This is a genomic window from Gordonia sp. PS3, assembly GCF_041950545.1.
Taxonomy (GTDB): domain Bacteria; phylum Actinomycetota; class Actinomycetes; order Mycobacteriales; family Mycobacteriaceae; genus Gordonia; species Gordonia sihwensis.
Window position 1 is genome coordinate 3084167 of the sequence record NZ_CP169524.1, and the last position, 17287, is coordinate 3101453.

Here is a 17287-nt window from a genome sequence, read left to right on the forward strand (position 1 = left end):
TGGGGGTTTCGACTCGCTTCGCTCGCTCAACCAGCGGAACTACGAGACTCGCTCAACCAGCGGGACTACGAGACTCGCTCGACTCTGCGGAACTACGAGACTCGCTCGACTCTGCGGGACTACGAGACTCGCTCAAACCAGCGGACCGCTCCGGCCTGCCTCGCCGACCGGTCCGCCCGGGGACGACGAAGGCCGCGTCGCAGGGAAGCGACGCGGCCTTGTCTGTCATGTCCGAGGTCAGACGCCGAGCAGGTCGATCACGAAGATCAGGGTCTTGCCCGAGAGTCGGTGTCCGGCGCCCGCCGGACCGTAGGCCAGCTCCGGCGGAACCACCAGTCGGCGTCGACCGCCGACCTTCATTCCGGGAATGCCCTCCTGCCAACCGGGGATCAACGCGTCGAGGGGGAATCGGGCGGACTGCCCGCGGTCCCACGACGAGTCGAACTCCTCGCCGGAGTCGAACTCCACGCCGACGTAGTGCACGTCGACGGTGCCGCCGTGCTGCGCTTCGGGACCGTCGCCGATCACCAGGTCGGTGATCTCCAGCGACGTCGGGGCCGGGCCCTCCGGAAAGTCGACTTCGGGCTTGCTCATGGTCAGCGGTCCCCCATCTGGACGTAATCACGTTCGGTGTAACCGGTGTACAGCTGACGCGGACGGCCGATCTTGGTGGTCGGATCGTTGTGCATCTCACGCCAGTGAGCGATCCAGCCGGGCAGCCGGCCGAGAGCGAACAGCACGGTGAACATGCGGGTCGGGAAGCCCATCGCCCGGTAGATGACGCCGGTGTAGAAGTCCACGTTCGGGTAGAGCTTGCGCTCGACGAAGTAGTCGTCGTGCAGCGCGACCTCTTCCAGGCCCTTCGCGATGTCGAGCAGCTCGTCCTCCACACCCAGCGAGGTGAGGATCTGATCGGCGGTCTTCTTCACGATCGCCGCACGCGGGTCGTAGTTCTTGTACACGCGGTGACCGAAGCCCATGAGCTTCACGCCGTCTTCCTTGTTCTTCACCTTGGTCATGAAGGCCTTGGTGTCGCCGCCGGAAGCGCGGATCTCGTCGAGCATCTCCAGCACCGCCTGGTTGGCGCCGCCGTGCAGCGGGCCCCAGAGCGCGTTGATGCCGCCCGAGATGGAGGTGAAGAGGTTGGCCTGCGACGAGCCCACCAGACGCACCGTCGACGTCGAGCAGTTCTGCTCGTGATCGGCGTGCAGGATGAACAGCATGTCGAGGGCCTTGGCGACCTCGGGATCGACCTCGTAGGGCTCGGCCGGGAAGCCGAAGGTCATCCGGAGGAAGTTCTCGACCAGGCTCAGCGAGTTGTCCGGGTACAGGAACGGCTGCCCCTGCGACTTCTTGTACGCGTAGGCCGCGATGGTCGGCAGCTTGGCGAGGAGCCGGATCGTGGCCAGCTCCACCTGCTCGGGATCCTTCGGATCGAGCGAGTCCTGGTAGTAGGCGCTCAGCGCGTTGACCGCACTCGAGACCACCGGCATCGGGTGCGCGTTGCGCGGGAAGCCGTCGAAGAACCGCTTGAGGTCCTCGTGCAGGAGGGTGTGCCGCTGGATCTTGGTGGCGAACTCCTCCAACTGCGCGGCAGTCGGCAGCTCACCGTAGATCAGCAGGTAGCTCACCTCGATGAAGGTGGACTTCTCCGCCAGCTGCTCGATCGGGATACCGCGGTACCGCAGGATGCCCGCATCACCGTCGATATAGGTGATCGCGGACTTCGTCGACGCGGTGTTGACGAAGCCCCCGTCGAAGGTCGTCAACCCGGTCTGGGCGAGGAACGGGCCCAGAGCGACGGAATCGCTGCCCTCGGTGGCCTTGAGGATCGGCAGGTCGATCTCGCCACCCGGGTAGGTGAACTTTCCTGTCGCCTGTTCGGTCACGTCATTGTCAACGGACACACAAACCCCTTTGACTCGCGGGTGAGCAGTTGCTGGGTAACAACCTAGTCGTGGTTCGACTGAGACGCCGCATGAGGGTCACCTCGGCGCCCGCGACGCTTGTCGCGTGCTCAGCTTACTCACATGTCGGTACCGTGTTGGAATGCGAGAGCTCCGAGCGGGAAGCGACGCCGTCCTCCTGGACTTCAGCACCGGCCGGGCCCCCGAAGCCGAAGCCGCACACACCGCGCGTGCCCTTCGCGAGGCCCTCGACGAGGGTCGCCTGATGCCGTGCGACATCGTGCCCGGCGCACACACGATCCTCGTGGAGACCCGACCCGGTTCCGGCTTGGACGAGTTGTCGGTGCTGCGGGTGGTCCACGACGCACGGCGGTCCTTCACTCCCCCGGACGAGCACTCCCCGACTCCTTCACCGCCGGATCTGGTGATCCCGGTGGTGTACGACGGCGACGATCTCGCCGACGCCGCAGCACTCGCCGGAATGACCGAGAAACAGCTGATCGCAACGCATTCGAGGGTGCTGTGGACCGTGCAGTTCATGGGGTTCGCGCCCGGCTTCGGCTATCTCGTACCCGGCCCCGAGACCAGCGCTCGGGACGCCGACGCCCTCGCTCGCATCACTCGCCGCGGCCAATCGCGGACCGCCGTGCCGACGGGATCGGTCGCCGTCGCCGCCGGCTACAGCGCCGTCTACCCGCGCAGCAGTCCGGGCGGCTGGTTCCTGCTCGGCCGCACCGATCTGCCGATGTGGGACAGCGAGGCCCGTCCGCCGTCACTGCTGACCGCGGGAATGACGGTCCGCTTCGAGCCGACCGAGGCGCCATCGTGACACATCCCACTCCGGCCACTCCGGCACAGCAACCTCAGGCGCGCCTGAGCATCGAGGCTCCGGGCCCGCTCGCCACCGTTCAGGACTTCGGTCGCCCCGGCCTCGCGCATCTCGGCGTACCACGATCCGGCGCCGCCGACCTCCCGTCCCTCGCGCAGGCGAACAGACTCGTCGGGAACCCCGAGGACGCCGCGGCGATCGAGGTGACGCTCGGCGGATGGGCGGCGCGGGCCACGGGCCGGATGCTGATCGCGGTCACCGGCCCGGCGGTCAGCCTCACCGTCGACGGCATCGAAGTCGGCAGCCACAGCGTCGTCGCGGTCCACGACGGCGGCATGATCCGCATCCACACCCCGTCTCGCGGCTGCCGGAACTATCTCGCGGTGCGCGGCGGGTTCGATGTACCGGCGGAACTCGGTTCCCGATCCACCGACACCCTCTCCGGACTGGGCCCGGCCCCCCTGCGCGCCGGCGACGTGCTGACCGTCGGAACTTGCGAGGACGACTGGCCCGCAACCTCGCTCGCACCGGTCGGCAGCATCGCGGACATCGTCGAACTGGTCGCCGCCCCCGGACCGCGCGACGACCGGCTCGTCGACGTCGGAGTTCTCGGGACCGGACGCTGGCGGGTGGCGCCGGCGAGCAACCGCGTCGGAGTCCGCCTGGACCGAGCCCACTCCGCCCCGCCGCTCGAACACCGCTCCGACCTGCCGGAGATGCGCAGCGAGGGCGTCCCGCTCGGCGGTGTGCAGATCCCGCCGAGCGGCCAGCCGGTGATCTTCCTCGCCGACCACCCGGTGACCGGCGGATACCCGGTGGTGGCCGTCCTGAACCCGGAGTCGGTCTGGCGGGCAGCGCAGCTGACGGCGGGCGACGAGGTTCGGTTCGTCCTGCGATGAGTCCCGCACCCCGGGCCACTGACTGTCGAGATCGTTGGCTGTCGAGATCGTTGACTAGCAGTATCGTTGACTAGCGGTGAGACGGATATTAACGTTTGTCTCATGACCCAGGTGGCAGCCCCGTCCGGCAGTGAGCGATTCGACGACAACGGCCGCGTCCCGGGCGCTCGATCCTCATCCGACATTCCGGCTCCGGGACCCGGCTCGGTCACCTGGCGCTACTTCGGAAGCTGGCGGGGGATGCTGATGGGCCTGTGGTCAGGCTCGATGCAGAACATGCACCCCAAGCTCGCCGCCGGAGTCTGGGATCACTCCGACTTCTTCGGCGAGCGCTGGGAACGCCTCATGCGCTCGCTCTACCCGATCAGCGGCGTCGTCTTCGACCAGACCCCGGAGACGGGCCGCAGCGTGCGCGACTACCACCTCACAATCAAAGGCACCATGGACAACGGCGAGCGCTATCACGCACTCGATCCCGACGTCTTCTACTGGGCGCACGCGACGTTCTGGTACGGGAACATCCGGTGCGCCGAGGCCTTCGGCCCACCGATCTCCGAGGCGGACAAGCGAGCGTTGTTCGAGGAGTCTCGTGGCTGGTACGCCCAGTACGGCGTCAGCATGCGTCCGTGCCCCGACACCTACGAGGAATTCCTCGAGTACTGGGACCACATGTGCCGGCATGTGCTCCGCGACCATGCCGCAGTGCGCACCGTCTTGGACATCTCGCAGCTGCCGCCTCCGCCCTGGATGCGCGCGTGGATGCCTATGTGGTTGTGGCGCAAGCAGATCCGAGTCATGGGGCGGTTCTTCATGTGGATCACCACCGGTCTGTACGACGAACCGGTCCGCGAGATGATGGAGTTGACGTGGACCCCCACCGACGAGCGCCGGTTCCGGCTCTTCGGGAAGGCGGTGAACGCGGTGATGGGGCTGCTGCCGCCGCGCTACGAGAGTCATCCCCGCCGCCGGGACGCCGTCGACCGACTGTCGGGCCGTGTCGCGGCCGACGCGCCGCTGCTGGAAAGCCCGCTTCGCAACCTTCCGCCGGAATCAGAACGGGGAAATCCCATCCACTACTGTCCGGTGCACGCCTCGCGCAGGGCCAACTTGCCGTGGCAGAGCAACGACGCGGCCCCGCGTCGGTAGTCGTCGCATCCCGCTCACCGGGCCAGCGCGGCGATGATCGAGTTCCTGCGATCGCTCGACTGAACGTCCCCGGACATCACAGCTAACCCGTCGATACCCGGTACCGATAGAACACCGGCGCGGCCAGCGTCGCGACGACCGTGAAGATCACCACCAGCACACCGCCTCCGGCGAAGGTCGCAGCGGTCCCGGCCGCGGCTGCCGCAGCGCCGTGGGTCACGTCTGCGATGCGCGGGCCGCCCGCGACCACCACGATGAAGACGCCCTGCAGCCGGCCGCGGACGTCGTCGCTGGCCGCCGACTGCAGCATCGTCTGGCGGAACGCCGCCGACGCCATGTCCGCGGCACCGCCGATCATCAGGGCCAGCACCACGATCGGGAGGACGGGAAGCATGGAGCCGTGGGCGAACACCAACACCCCGCCCGCCACCGCGATCGAGACACCCCAGATCAGCACGCACACCACCACCGCGCGTCCCTGCCGCTGCACCCGCGACACCCAGCCAGACAGGACGCCGCCGACCACCGCGCCGAGCGGGATGGCGATGAACAGCAGCGCGAAGGCCACGCCGCCGTCGGACGGTCCGCCGAAGCTCTCATGTGCGATCTGCGGGAACAGCGCGCGCGGCATCCCGAAGATCATGGCGATCAGGTCGATGACGAACGACATCAGGAGCACCGGGTGGCCCTTCAGGTACACCAGGCCGTCGACCACCGACCGGAAGCCGGCGGTGGGCCGCGCGGGCGGCGTACCGCCGTCGCCCGCGTCGGGGACGCCGTGCTCCGGCGGCAGCGGGGGCAGGCTCACCACCGCCCACAGGGTCGCGAACAGACAGACGGCGTCGACGAAGTACAGGGTCGAGAAGCCCAGAACCGGGATCAGCGCACCGCCGACCAGGGGTCCGGCGATGGCACCGGCCTGCATCACGGTCATGTTCAGCGAGTTTGCGGCGGGCAGTCGTTCGAGCGGCAGGATACGAGGCAGAACAGCTGTGCGCGTGGGCTGATTGACAGCGAAGAAGGCCTGCTGGAGCGCGAAGATCACCAGCAGGAGCCAGACATTGCCGACTCCGGCCGCCGCCTGTGCCCAGAAGGCCGCGGAGGTGACGATCAGGCCGACAGTGGTGACCATCAGGATGCGGCGCCTGTCGAAGGTGTCGGCGAGCGCCCCGCCCCACAACCCGAAGACCACCAGGGGGACGAGGCCGAAGACACCGCTGAGTCCGACGTACGCCGAGCTTCCGGTGATCGCGTACAACTGTGCGGGCACGGCGACGATGGTCAGTTGCGCACCGACCACCGTGATGATGTTGGCGGTCCAGAGCCGGCGGAAGTAGACGTTCTGCAGCGGCCGGGTATCGGCCAGGATTCCACGCGCCATCAGGGCTGGAGCCGCTCCAACCGCCAGCCGTCGGCGGTCCGGACGGCGCAGGCCCGGTTGTGCAACCGGTTGGCGCGCCCCTGCCAGAACTCGACGACGTCCGGCTCCAGGCGGTATCCGCCCCAGCCCGGCGGAACCGGTACCGGCTCCCCCTCGTCCGCACCGCCGAATCGTTCCGCGACCGCCGCCGCGGCCTCCTCCAGTTCCGCACGGGAGCCGATCGGCTGCGACTGCGCCGATGCGAACGCCGACAGCTGCGATCCGCGCGGCCGCGATTCCCAGTAGCGGCGGGTCTCCTCCGAGTCCACCTTCACCACGCGGCCGCGGAAGTGGACCTGGCGCTCCAGCGCGATCCACGGAAACGTCGCCGACGCATGGGGATTGGCAGCGATGGCCCGTCCCTTCTGCGAGTCGTAGCCGGTGAAGAAGACGATTCCCGCTTCGCTGACTCCCTTGCACAGCACGGTGCGCGTCGCCGGACGGCCCTGCGCATCGACGGTTCCCAGCACCATGGCGTTGGGTTCGGGGATGCGCGCGGCGATGGCTTCGGCCAGCCATGTCTCGAAGAGCGATAGCCAGGGCGGGTCCTCGGTCAGCCATGACGGATCGAGGTTCGCTCGCACTCCGTCGGCACCCGCCGCCCCGTCACCCGGACCGTCCGCACCCGACCCGTATCCGACTCGCATACTCGGCAGGTCTACCAGCTTCTTCACGCCCTGCATGCTACTTCCGATCACACCACCAGCCGATCCGGCAGTCCGTCGCCGCCCGGCACCGGCGTCGGGGCGTCGACTCCGGACACCGCCCGGTAAGCCCGACCGACCAGTTCGATCCCACGCACGAGCGTCTGGGCATCGAGCGTGTACGGGATCCTGATGTGGCCGTCGAAGCCGCCGAGCGGGCCGAACGAGCCGCCGGGGATCAGTCGGACGCCGAGTTCGGCCGCCGCCGCGGCCGTCGCGGTCGCCACCGGGCGGGGCAGCGCCACCCACAGGCAGAGACCGCCCACACCGCGCACCGGCACCGCGCCGGGCAGGTGCCGGCCGATCGCCCGCAACGCGGCCGCGCGTTGGGCGCGGAGCACCGCCCGGCGTGCGGGAAGGAAGGCGTCGAGATTCGCGAGTGCGTACTGAGCCGCGAACTGCTCCACCACCGCTCCCCCGAGGTCGGATTCGTAGCGAGCCAGCGCGTAGGCGTCCGGCCTGCCGTCGACGCGGATCCAGCCGACGCGCAGACCCGGCCAGACGGTCTTGCTGGCCGAACCGAGTGTGATGATCTGCGACCTGTGCCTCGGTCCCCGTGCGGAGGGAGCGAAGGCCGCCACCGGCGGCGGCGCACTCACGTCCAGCCCCAACTCCACCATCGTCTCGTCGACGATCACCGGCACCCGGTGACGCGCGGAGATCTCGGCGAGGCGCAGGCGCCCGGCCTCGTCGAGCAGCAGTCCGGTGGGATTGTGGAAATCGGGAATGACGAAGATCAGGCGCGGTTGCTGCAGCCGGACCACCGATTCGAGCTGGTCGAGGTCCCAGCCATAGGTGGGATGCAGTCCCACCGTGACCGGCCGGGCACGATGCCGGGCGAGGGCGAGGATGGTCCCGTGATGAGTCGGCTGCTCGAGCAGGACGCGATCACCCGGCGCGACGTGGACGTCGAGCACCAGGCGCAACGCGTGCTGAGCGCCGGAGGTGACGAGGATCTGATCAGGCGTGGTCGGCAGACCGCGCGCGGTGTACCTCTCGGCGATCGTCTCCGCGAGTGCACGCAGGCCGTTGGGATACAGCCCGGTTCCGGCGAGGTAGCCCGGCGCGCATTCGAGTGCATGGCGGAATCCGTCGTGAACGATCTGTTCGGGAGCGGTCGGCGCGGCGATGTTGAGCTTGATCATGTCGGCTTCGGCCCCGAGATCGATCGGCTCCGGCGGCACCTGCACCGGCAGGGTGAGCATACTGCGCGCCCCCTGCCGCGACTGCAGATGGCCGCCGTCGCGCAGCGCCGCGTAGGCCGCCGCCACCGTCGTGCGCGAGACGTTCAGCGCCTGCGCGAGGGTGCGTTCACTCGGCAGCGCGGTGCCGACCGGAACACGTCCGTCGAGCACCAGCATCCGCAGCGCGTCCGCAAGCGCCTGATAGCCGGGCCGCGGACCGTCCGGGCGCCAGGCCCCGAGGTGTCGTGCCAGTGCGGCCGCACCGATTGCGCCGGTAGGAGTGATCACAAGTCCAGTGTTCCACAACTGGCTATGGATTCAATGGCCAGTTTCGGCCACGGTGGTCTCATGTTCAAGAGACTCCTCGCACTCGCCGTCGGCCTCGTGCTCTACGGCGCTTCGATGGCGATGATCCTGCACGCCGGACTCGGCAACATCCCCTGGGACGTCCTGCATCAGGGAATCGCCGACCAGGTGGGCCTCTCGATCGGCACGGTGTCGATCATCGTCGGTGCGGTGGTCCTGCTCGCATGGCTTCCGCTCCGACAACGGCCCGGCGTGGGCACCGTGGCGAACGTGGTGGTCCTCGGCCTGACCTTCGACGCGGTCTCCCCCTACCTGCCCGACCGCCCCGGGCTCGCGGTCGCGGTCCCCATGATGCTGGGCGGCATCGTCCTCAACGGCTTCGCCACCGCGCTGTACATCGGCGCACGGCTCGGCCCCGGGCCGCGCGACGGCCTGATGACCGGGATCGTTGCGCGGACGGGATGGTCGGTGCGCGTGGTCCGAACCGTCCTGGAAGTCGCAGTGGTGGCGGTCGGGTTCGCTCTCGGTGGCACCCTCGGGGTCGGCACCGTGCTCTACGCGGTGGCAGTCGGTCCGCTCATCCAACTGTTCGCCCGGCTGATGCGAGTCGATCGCGCGGTCGCCGGCGAGACCCACGTCACGGACGCGGCCCACACCTCTGCCGCAGGTCTGCCCCATGCCTCAGATCCCGCTAATGCCCCAGATCCCGCCGCTCCCAGAGCGCCGCGGCGGCGACCACGAAGGCCGCTGCGGCGAGCGCCGGGATCACGAGCGGCAGCGCCTGGACCGATTGCAGCGGAATCTGGGGAACGTGCGTGAACGGCGACACGTCGCGCACCCACTGCGGCAGGCCGAGCATCCCGCCGAAGGGGCCCAGCAGCCACGAGGCGATGAGGATCGGCCAGCCGACCACGGCGAGCCGTCCCCGGGCGCCGTACAGCAGCACGGCCAGCGACATGGTCGCCGCGGCCGCCGGGACCGAAGCCGCCGCCATCGGGAAGGCGACCTCCGCCGTGCTCCCCCATCCCGCGCCGGAGAGTCCGGCGCCGAGGAGGACCGATGCCGGCGCCGCCGCCATCACGATCACCACGGTGACACCGATGACACCCGCCTGGGTCCAGAAGTAGCGTCGCCGGGACACCGGGGTGGCGAGCAGCACCTCGAGGCGACCGCTCACTTCCTCCGACCGCCATCTGGTGAGCAGCGAGACGCCCGCACCCACCGCCGCTACCGCGAGGAACCCGGTCATCGTCGACAGGAAGACCTGTTTCAGTGTGCCCGCCGCTCCAGACGACTCGAGGAAGTCGGTGATCGCCTTGTTGGTACCCGCGAACTGATCCACCTGATCGGTGATGACGCCGACCGTGACGCCGTACACCGCGACGCCGCCGATCCAGGCCGCCGCCGTCGAACGGCTCTGCCGCCACGCGAGAGCCAGCGGCGACCGCAAGTGCGGTCCGGTCGCCGGGCCGGGTCTGGCGGCGAGCAGCCCCGCCCCCAGGTCGCGGCGTCTGCGGACCACCGGAGCCAGCGCGAGACCTGCGACGAACGCCGCGACGGAGGCCAGCGCCGGCCAGAAACTGTTGCCGTCGAAGGGCTCGATCGCCTCGGCCCAGCCGACCGGGTTCGTCCATCTCAACCAGGCCGCGGCGGGCACCGTGTCGGCGACGCCGCGCAGGACGTATCCGGCGAGCACCACGCCGGACGCGGCGAGATTCGCCGAATGGGCCGAGGGGAACACCTCGGCGGCGACCAGCGCCAGGCCGGCGGCGGCCAGACCGGTCGAGGCGTACTGCGCGAACACCGCGAGCAGCGACACCGGGTCCGCGCCGTCGACGGTGAGCAGGCTCGCCGCCATCGCCGCGGACACGACGAGCACGAAACCGACGACGACGCTCACCGCGGCGACGGCGGGAGCCACCGGTCCGACCGACCCGGCCAGGACCAACTCGGTGCGTCCCTCTTCCTCCTCCTTGCGGGTCAGCCGAACCACCGCCATCGCGGCACAGACGCCGAGCGCGGCGATCATGAACAGTCCCGCCCGCCACGACGCCAGCGCCGCCAGAGAGTCGTCTCCGGGAACACTTCCCAGGAGGAACCGGAACGCCGCATTGGTCCCCGCGACCGTCCGCAGGCTCTGCTGCTGAGCGGGATCGCCGGCGAGATTCTGGATCATCGCGGCGGTCGACAGATTGATGGCCGCGAACAGCACCACGGTCACCGGGATGATCAGCCGCTCACGGCGCACGTCCATGCGCGCCAGCAGCGGCCAGCGCGTGGTCGGCGAAGTCATGCCCGCTCCCGGCTGCCGCGGACCGCGTCCTGATCGTCCTGATCGCGGTAGTTCTGCAGGAACAGCTCCTCCAGGCTCGGCGGTTCGATCGCCAGCCGGGCGACCCCCGCGGCCGACAGCGCCGCGGTGACGGCGGGGAGGGCATCGTCGTCGACGGTGAAGGTCACGTCCCCGGAAGCCGTCGTGTCGAGATCGTGCACCCCCGGCACCGCGGACAGGTCGCTCGGACCGGGGAGGGTGGCCGTGACGCGCGACCGGCGCAGATGTCGCAGATCCTCGAGCCGGCCCGCCTGCACGGTCTTTCCCGCCCGGATGATCGTGACGGTGTTGCAGAGTTCCTCCACCTCGGAGAGCAGGTGCGACGACATCAGGACGGCCGCCCCGCGTGCGGCGCGCTCGGCAGCGCAGCGCATGAACTCGCGCGCCATCAGCGGGTCGAGCCCGGACGTCGGCTCGTCGAACACCAGCAGATCGGTGTCGGCCGCGAAGGCCGCGACGAGCGCCACTTTCTGCCGGTTCCCTTTCGAGTACGACCGCGCCTTCTTCGTCGGATCGAGTTCGAACCGCTCGATCAGTTCGTCGCGCGCGGGCGTGGCTGCCGGGTCCAGACCCCGCAGCCGCAGCAGGAGGTCGATCGACTCACCACCGCTGAGCTGCGGCCACAGCGTGACGTCGCCGGGCACATAGGCCAGCCGGCGGTGCACGGACACCGCATCGCGATGCGGGTCGGCACCGAAAAGCCGGACCTGCCCGCCGTCGTGGCGGAGCATGCCGAGCAGGATGCGGATGGTAGTAGATTTACCCGCGCCGTTCGGCCCCAGGAATCCGGCGATCTCGCCGGTCTCGACACTCAGGTCGAGCCCGTCGAGCGCGGTGAACCTGCCGAAGTTCTTCCGCAGAGCTCGTACATCGATCACCTTCGACGTGTCCATTTCCTCACCTTCGACGAAACAGCGAAACGGTGTCCAGAGTCATCCTGCTCTTGCACGGCGCCCGCTGCTGCGCAATGCCGTGCTGGGCTGTCTTAGAATCGTCGTCATGACCGATACCGCGATCACGCTGCCCGCCGAACTCCTTCCCGCAGACGGCCGTTTCGGCTGCGGCCCGTCCAAGGTCCGCCCCGAGCAGCTGCAATCGCTGGTCGACACCGGCGCTTCGGTCTTCGGCACCAGCCACCGTCAGGCACCGGTCAAGAACGTCGTCGGCGCGGTCCGCGAGGGTCTGGCACAGCTGTTCTCGCTGCCGGAGGGCTACGAAGTCGTCCTCTCCAACGGCGGCACCACCGCGTTCTGGGACGCCGCGGCATTCGGCCTGATCCGCGAGCGCGCCCTCAATCTCACCTACGGCGAGTTCTCCTCCAAGTTCGCCACCGTGTCCAAGAAGGCACCGTTCCTTCAGGATCCGAAGGTCGTCTCGACCGATCCCGGAACCGCACCCGACCCGGCTGCGCTGACCGCCGACGACGTCGAAGGCGTCGACCTCATCGGCTGGGCGCAGAACGAGACCTCCACCGGCGTCGCGGTTCCCGTGGTCCGCCCGGCCGCCGCAGGCGATGCGCTGATCGCCATCGACGCCACCTCGGGTGCGGGCGGGCTGCCGGTCGACATCGCGCAGACCGACGTCTACTACTTCGCGCCGCAGAAGAGCTTCGCCTCCGACGGCGGGCTCTGGATCGCGATCATGAGCCCGGCCGCACTGGCTCGCATCGAGGAGATCAAGGAGTCGGGCCGCTGGTGCCCCGAGTTCCTGTCTCTGCCGACGGCGGTCGACAACAGCTCCAAGAACCAGACCTACAACACGCCCGCGCTCGGTTCGCTGCTGCTGCTGAAGAACCAGATCGAGTGGATGAACGACAACGGCGGTCTGGACTTCTGCACCGGCCGCACCGCCGACTCCAGCTCGCGGCTCTACAGCTGGGCCGAGGCCAGTGAGTTCGCGACTCCGTTCGCCGACGAGGCGCACCGCAGCCAGGTGGTCGGCACCATCGACTTCGCGGACTCGGTGGACGCCGCGGCCGTCGCCAAGACGCTGCGTGCCAACGGGGTCGTCGACACCGAGCCCTACCGCAAGCTCGGCCGCAACCAGCTGCGCATCGGCATGTTCCCGGCGATCGACCCCGAGGACGTCACCAAGTTGACCCAGTGCATCGACTACATCGTCGAGCGCCTCTGACCCGGATCGAAGATCTGATCTTCACAGAAGGGCCGCGTGTCCTCTCGCGCTCCGGCACAGAAATTCACTAGTGTTGAGTGCGGTATCCGCGTACCTGGTGACCGGAGGAGGAGTCGATGCGTGAACTGCACGCCGATCGCGCCGACTCAGACGGTGCGTTCATCGTCGTGATGGACCTCGACTCCGGCGAAGAGTTTCAGATCCCGGTCGACAGCACGTTGCGCGCGCTCGTCCACCCGCCGGAATCGGTTGAGGCGGATGTCCCCGCCCAGTGCGAGTGCGCGTCGACCGACGCCGCCCGGCCCGAGTCGACCCCCTCCGGGCCCGCTCAGTCGGTGGCCGACCAGCCGACCGATGCGCAGGCGACGTTGTCGCTGACGCCCCGGGAGATCCAGGCTCGTGTCCGGTCCGGTGCCAGCGTCGAAGAACTCGCCGCCGCCACCGGGGTCGGAGTCGAGAAGATCAATCGGTTCGCGCATCCGGTGATCCTGGAACGGAGCCGGGCCGCGGAACTCGCGCGCGCCTCGCATCCGATGGGGGTGGACGGTCCCGTCGCAGGCACACTCGGCGAGATGGTGGCCGAATGCCTTGTGCTGCGCGGACATTCACCACAGAACGCCGAATGGGACGCGTGGCGCACGGAGTCGGGTCAGTGGGTGGTCCAGGTGTCGCCGGAACCGGGCTCGGACCTCTTCGCACATTGGCGCTTCGTGCCCGGATCGCACGGCGGGACCACCGACCCGATGGACGATCTGGCCGTCGAGCTGACCGAACCGGAGCTGGCGCGCAGCAGCCGCAGGCCCACAGTGCAGGCGGTACCGAAGCCTCCGGCCCACGAGGTGGCGCCCGACGGGCACGAATACGTCACGGTGGATGCCGACGACCTCACCGGACGGCAGAGTCACCGACGGGACCCGTTCGGAGAGGTCCTCGATCTGCGGTACGACGACGAGCGTCGAGTGGAGGCATCGACGCCGCAGGAGGAGAGGGAGTCGACGGCACCGCGGCACCGCGGCAAGCGTGCGACACCCACCGTGCCGGCGTGGGAGGACGTACTGCTCGGCGTCCGAAGCCACCCGAACGACTGATGCGACTTGGAGACTCGGTGCTGCCGAACATATCTGCCCTCTGGTTCATCGCCTGCCCCGATCCGGCGGCGGAGTTGGCCGGCGGCGTGTACATCGATCCGGAGAAGACGGCGGACTTCATCGAGAAGGCCTTCGCCGACACCGAGATCACGCCCATCGGAACCTCCGATCTCGCGGCTGCCGTCGACGGCGCCGACAACCGGGTGTTCGCCGCGCACTTCGGCCGCCTGGCGGTGCTCGCGGGCGCCAGCCTTCGCACCACCGACCCCGACGAGCTGACCTCCTATCTCGAGGATCTCGGTGTCGGCCAGACCTGGGCTCTCGTCTCGCTCGACCCTGACACTGACACCGGATGTGTGGCCCGCTGGCAGGACGGTGAACTGCAGCGCGCCTTCGTCGGCACGCCGACGGTGATCCGCACCGACGTGGGGCTGCCGTATCCGTTCGAAGGGCCGTTCTGGGCGGGTGACCACCCGCAGGCCGCCGCCGAACACGATCCGCTCGCGCTGCCCTTCCATCCCGGCGAACTCGCGGACGCCGCGCACGGCGCGTGGTTCGGCTTCAGTTTCCACGGCGACACATCGTCGGCCGTCGACCCCGCGCGCATCCCCGTCACCGTCTACCGCGTCGGGCCCGACGACGGATTCGACAACGTGATCGAATCGTCGGTGCCCCTCCGCGCGGACGCCCCGACCGAGCCGCATCACGCGCACGCCGCTCCGGAGGGGTCGACCGAGGAGACCGAGCCGATCCAGCGGATTCCCGCGCCGGTCGCGACCCCGGAACCGCTGTCGGAGCAGCAACCGGACTCCCCGCCCGCGCGCACTCCCGGACCGATCTCCCGCTATTTCGGCTTCCGCGGTCGTCTGTGACGGCCGTCGACGCCGGTTGAGCGAGCACCGCCCCCGCCGCTGGTTGAGCGAGCGAAGCGAGTCGAAACCGGCTCGCGTTGGTTTCGACTCGCTGCGCTCGCTCAACCAGCCTGGGAGGGAACCGACACGCGTTTGGTGCGTTTGGTTTCGACTCGCTACGCTCGCTCAACCAGCGGGCGGGAGGGAACCGGCACACGTCGGTTTCGACTCGCTAAGCGCGCTCAACCAGCCTGGGAGGGTTTCGACTCTCTGCGCTCGCTCAACCAGCAGGCGGGAACACCATCGGCACAGATCAGCGGGCGCGCTCGTAGAAGGCCACCGCCGCCGCGGTCGCGACGTTCAGCGAATCGGTGCCCCGGCTCATCGGGATCCGCGCGCGGACGTCGCAGCGGCGCATCGTGTGTTCGGCCAGGCCGGGGCCCTCGGCCCCGACCAGGAAGGCCACCCTGTCGTCGGTCACCGCCTCGGCGAGGGGAACGCTGCCCTCGCCGGGAGTCAGTGCCACCGTGGTGAATCCGGCCGACCGCAGCAGGTCCAGATCGGCCGGCCACGCCTGCGAGCGAGCGAAGGGCACGAGAAGCGCATGCCCCATCGACACGCGCACGCACCGTCGGTACAGGGGGTCGGCGCACCCGGTCCCGAAGATCACTGCGTCCACGCCGAGGCCCGCGGCGTTGCGGAAGATGCTGCCGATGTTCTCGTGATCGTTGACGCCCTCCAGGACGGCGACGGTGCGCGCGTTCTCGATCACCTCGGGAACCGAGAGTTCGACGGGCCGCCGGGCCGCGGCGAGGACGCCGCGATTGAGGTGGAAGCCGATCACCTCGGCCATCACCTCGGCGCTCGCACGGTAGAAGGGCACCCCGGCCAGTGCCGGGTTTTCGAGGTCCGATGCCAGTTCGTCGAGCCGGCGGTCGACGCCGAAGAAGGCGTGCGGAGAGAACCTCGAGGCGATCATCCGCTGCGCCACCAGCACTCCCTCCGCGATCACAAGCCCCTTCCCCACCCGGCCGCCGGGCAGCGCGGGTACATCCGGGCGGCGGTCCACCGAGTTGAGGTCCCGGAAGTCGTCGATCCGCGGATCGGACGGGTCGACGATGTCGATGACGTCCACGGCGAGGTGGTCGGTCGGCCGGACTGCGTCTGTCGAGGTCACCAGTCAACGGTGCCACATCGTGGCCGGTCAGCGGCGCTCTGCACCGGCGTCGGTGAGCTTTGGCACACTGGACGGGTGAACAATTCGTCGTCTGACGCTGCCGATCCGCTCTCGCTCGAACGCCCCAGGGGCACCGACTGGCCGGAGATCCTCGAGATCGACGCCCGTGCGTTCGCCCTGCCGAAGCCGCTGCCCGCCGACGAGATGATCGAGTTCCGCAACCGGGCGGGTGAGGGCGACACCGTCATCATCCGCGACACCGGCTCGGACGGACGTCCGATCGTCGCCGTCTCGTTGTACTTCCCCGTGCCGCTCACCGTCCCCGGCGGCGAGTCGGCCACCACGGCCGGACTGTCGTGGGTCTCGGTGTCGGCCACCCATCGGCGCCGCGGTCTGCTGCGGCGGATGATCACCGAGCAGTACCGGACCTGGCGTGAACGCGAGTTCCCCCTCGCCACGCTCACCGCGTCGGAGGGCGGCATCTACGAACGCTTCGGTTTCGGGCCCGCGATCTTCTCTCATCGCGTCCGCGTGACTCCCGCGTCCGCGCAGTTCCGCACTCCCCCGCCGGCCGATTCCCGGGTCCGCTACGGCAACAGCGAGCAGGTGGTCCGGCACGTCCCCGAGGTCCATCGCCGCTGGGCCGCGGGGCGCAACGGCGCGATCACCCGCCCGGAGACCTGGTGGCCGTCGATCATCGCCGACCGCGCCTTCCGCCGGAACTCGCAGACCAGCGGCCTGCACTACCTACTGCACGCCGACGGCTATGCGGCGTACCGGATCGATGCCCGCGACAAGACCGCGATCGTCGAGGACTTCGTCGCCGCCACGCCGGAGGCACACACCGACCTGTGGCGCGTCCTGTCGAGCCTGGACCTGGTCTCGGCCGTTACGGCGTCGATCCCGGTCGACGACCCGCTGCCGCACAAGCTGGTGAACGCGCGAGCCCTCGAGGTGCAGGGACGGGCCGATGAGCTGTGGGTGTCGATCCTCGACGTCGTCGCCGCCCTGGAACTGCGCACCTACGGCGCAGACGGCGACCTGGTCCTGGACGTGACCGATGGTTTCGGCGACCGTGCGGGACGCTACCGGCTGACGGTCGCCGATGCCCGTGCGACGGTGACGCGCACCGACGACGCCCCGCAGGCCGGCATCGACATCGCCACGCTCTCGAGCGTCTACCTCGGGGGTGTCGGCGTCCGCGAGATGGCCGCCGCCGGACGGATCGACGCGGATCCGGACGTCGTAGCGCAGCTGGCGGCGATGTTCGCCGTCGACGAGGCGCCGTTCGCGGGCACGTTCTTCTGACGC

15 protein-coding genes are annotated in these 17287 nt (G+C 69.3%); 8 read left to right on the plus strand and 7 right to left on the minus strand.

The features are described 5' to 3' along the window. Positions 1-237 precede the first annotated feature (237 nt). Together ACE11G_RS14215 and ACE11G_RS14220 are read right to left on the minus strand one after the other, a co-directional pair. Positions 238-594 (minus strand): FKBP-type peptidyl-prolyl cis-trans isomerase, encoded by a 357-nt coding sequence (locus ACE11G_RS14215; RefSeq protein WP_006894604.1) that lies wholly within the window; start codon positions 592-594, stop codon positions 238-240. Positions 595-596: 2 nt separating this feature from the next. Further along, positions 597-1907, minus strand: coding sequence for a citrate synthase (locus ACE11G_RS14220; RefSeq protein ID WP_006894603.1), 1311 nt, complete (start codon positions 1905-1907; stop codon positions 597-599). Positions 1908-2049: 142 nt separating this feature from the next. Between ACE11G_RS14220 and ACE11G_RS14225 the strand changes: the two genes are divergently transcribed. The 3 genes from ACE11G_RS14225 (at position 2050) to ACE11G_RS14235 (ending at position 4781) form a co-directional block, all read left to right on the plus strand. Further along, entirely contained in the window at positions 2050-2736 is a 687-nt protein-coding gene (locus tag ACE11G_RS14225) for an allophanate hydrolase subunit 1 (protein WP_045540147.1), read from the plus strand. Then, positions 2733-3635 carry a biotin-dependent carboxyltransferase family protein gene (locus tag ACE11G_RS14230; protein ID WP_045540145.1) on the plus strand — a complete coding sequence of 301 codons (903 nt, stop codon included), beginning with the start codon at positions 2733-2735 and terminating at the stop codon, positions 3633-3635. The genes ACE11G_RS14225 and ACE11G_RS14230 overlap by 4 nt, the downstream gene beginning before the upstream one ends. A gap of 102 nt (positions 3636-3737) precedes the next feature. Then, positions 3738-4781 (plus strand): oxygenase MpaB family protein, encoded by a 1044-nt coding sequence (locus ACE11G_RS14235; RefSeq protein ID WP_375002642.1) that lies wholly within the window; start codon positions 3738-3740, stop codon positions 4779-4781. An 82-nt stretch (positions 4782-4863) separates the two neighbouring features. On the opposite strand, the gene ACE11G_RS14240 is transcribed toward ACE11G_RS14235, so the two are convergent. From ACE11G_RS14240 to ACE11G_RS14250, 3 genes are read right to left on the minus strand one after another with little or no spacing between them, the layout of a single operon-like run. After that, a complete protein-coding gene (locus ACE11G_RS14240) occupies positions 4864-6162 on the minus strand; it encodes an MFS transporter (protein ID WP_222111375.1) in 1299 nt (432 codons plus the stop codon). Then, the gene (pdxH, locus tag ACE11G_RS14245; protein ID WP_375004165.1) at positions 6162-6884 is read right to left on the minus strand and encodes a pyridoxamine 5'-phosphate oxidase; all 723 of its coding nucleotides are present in this window, start codon (positions 6882-6884) and stop codon (positions 6162-6164) included. Before pdxH ends, ACE11G_RS14240 begins: the two co-directional genes overlap by 1 nt. 11 nt (positions 6885-6895) lie before the next feature. Further along, entirely contained in the window at positions 6896-8377 is a 1482-nt protein-coding gene (locus tag ACE11G_RS14250; RefSeq protein WP_375002645.1) for a PLP-dependent aminotransferase family protein, read from the minus strand. Between the two features lie 60 nt (positions 8378-8437). Here ACE11G_RS14250 and ACE11G_RS14255 point away from each other — a divergent pair, with 60 nt between their 5' ends. Continuing rightward, positions 8438-9214: a YitT family protein gene (locus ACE11G_RS14255; RefSeq protein WP_375002647.1), complete on the plus strand. Its 777-nt coding sequence runs from the start codon at positions 8438-8440 to the stop codon at positions 9212-9214. Positions 9215-10684: 1470 nt separating this feature from the next. Here ACE11G_RS14255 and ACE11G_RS14260 read toward each other — a convergent pair. After that, complete coding sequence (locus ACE11G_RS14260; RefSeq protein WP_222111376.1) at positions 10685-11620, minus strand: ABC transporter ATP-binding protein; 936 nt, start codon at positions 11618-11620, stop codon at positions 10685-10687. Between the two features lie 106 nt (positions 11621-11726). Between ACE11G_RS14260 and serC the strand changes: the two genes are divergently transcribed. From serC to ACE11G_RS14275, 3 genes are all read left to right on the plus strand, one after another. Further along, a complete protein-coding gene (gene serC, locus ACE11G_RS14265; RefSeq protein WP_222111377.1) occupies positions 11727-12860 on the plus strand; it encodes a phosphoserine transaminase in 1134 nt (377 codons plus the stop codon). 116 nt (positions 12861-12976) lie between these two features. Beyond that, positions 12977-13948, plus strand: a complete 972-nt coding sequence (gene sepH, locus ACE11G_RS14270; RefSeq protein WP_045539405.1) for a septation protein SepH — start codon at positions 12977-12979, stop codon at positions 13946-13948. Beyond that, positions 13948-14820, plus strand: coding sequence for a DUF6928 family protein (locus ACE11G_RS14275; RefSeq protein WP_231650283.1), 873 nt, complete (start codon positions 13948-13950; stop codon positions 14818-14820). Before sepH ends, ACE11G_RS14275 begins: the two co-directional genes overlap by 1 nt. Positions 14821-15112: 292 nt before the next feature. Here ACE11G_RS14275 and ACE11G_RS14280 read toward each other — a convergent pair whose 3' ends face one another. Continuing rightward, positions 15113-15976: an RNA methyltransferase gene (locus ACE11G_RS14280; RefSeq protein WP_006894589.1), complete on the minus strand. Its 864-nt coding sequence runs from the start codon at positions 15974-15976 to the stop codon at positions 15113-15115. A 75-nt stretch (positions 15977-16051) separates the two neighbouring features. Here ACE11G_RS14280 and ACE11G_RS14285 point away from each other — a divergent pair, with 75 nt between their 5' ends. Further along, entirely contained in the window at positions 16052-17284 is a 1233-nt protein-coding gene (locus ACE11G_RS14285; RefSeq protein ID WP_375002651.1) for a GNAT family N-acetyltransferase, read from the plus strand. The last annotated feature ends 3 nt before the right edge of the window (positions 17285-17287 follow it).

Bases quoted from the DNA above. Each gene is read 5' to 3' on its own strand.
- ACE11G_RS14215 (WP_006894604.1), bottom strand. From the start codon at position 594: ATGAGCAAGCCCGAAGTCGACTTTCCGGAGGGCCCGGCCCCGACGTCG.
- ACE11G_RS14225 (WP_045540147.1), top strand. From the start codon at position 2,050: ATGCGAGAGCTCCGAGCGGGAAGCGACGCCGTCCTCCTGGACTTCAGC.
- ACE11G_RS14235 (WP_375002642.1), top strand. From the start codon at position 3,738: ATGACCCAGGTGGCAGCCCCGTCCGGCAGTGAGCGATTCGACGACAAC.
- ACE11G_RS14240 (WP_222111375.1), bottom strand. From the start codon at position 6,162: ATGGCGCGTGGAATCCTGGCCGATACCCGGCCGCTGCAGAACGTCTAC.
- pdxH (WP_375004165.1), bottom strand. From the start codon at position 6,884: ATGCAGGGCGTGAAGAAGCTGGTAGACCTGCCGAGTATGCGAGTCGGA.
- ACE11G_RS14255 (WP_375002647.1), top strand. From the start codon at position 8,438: ATGTTCAAGAGACTCCTCGCACTCGCCGTCGGCCTCGTGCTCTACGGC.
- ACE11G_RS14260 (WP_222111376.1), bottom strand. From the start codon at position 11,620: ATGGACACGTCGAAGGTGATCGATGTACGAGCTCTGCGGAAGAACTTC.
- serC (WP_222111377.1), top strand. From the start codon at position 11,727: ATGACCGATACCGCGATCACGCTGCCCGCCGAACTCCTTCCCGCAGAC.
- sepH (WP_045539405.1), top strand. From the start codon at position 12,977: ATGCGTGAACTGCACGCCGATCGCGCCGACTCAGACGGTGCGTTCATC.
- ACE11G_RS14275 (WP_231650283.1), top strand. From the start codon at position 13,948: ATGCGACTTGGAGACTCGGTGCTGCCGAACATATCTGCCCTCTGGTTC.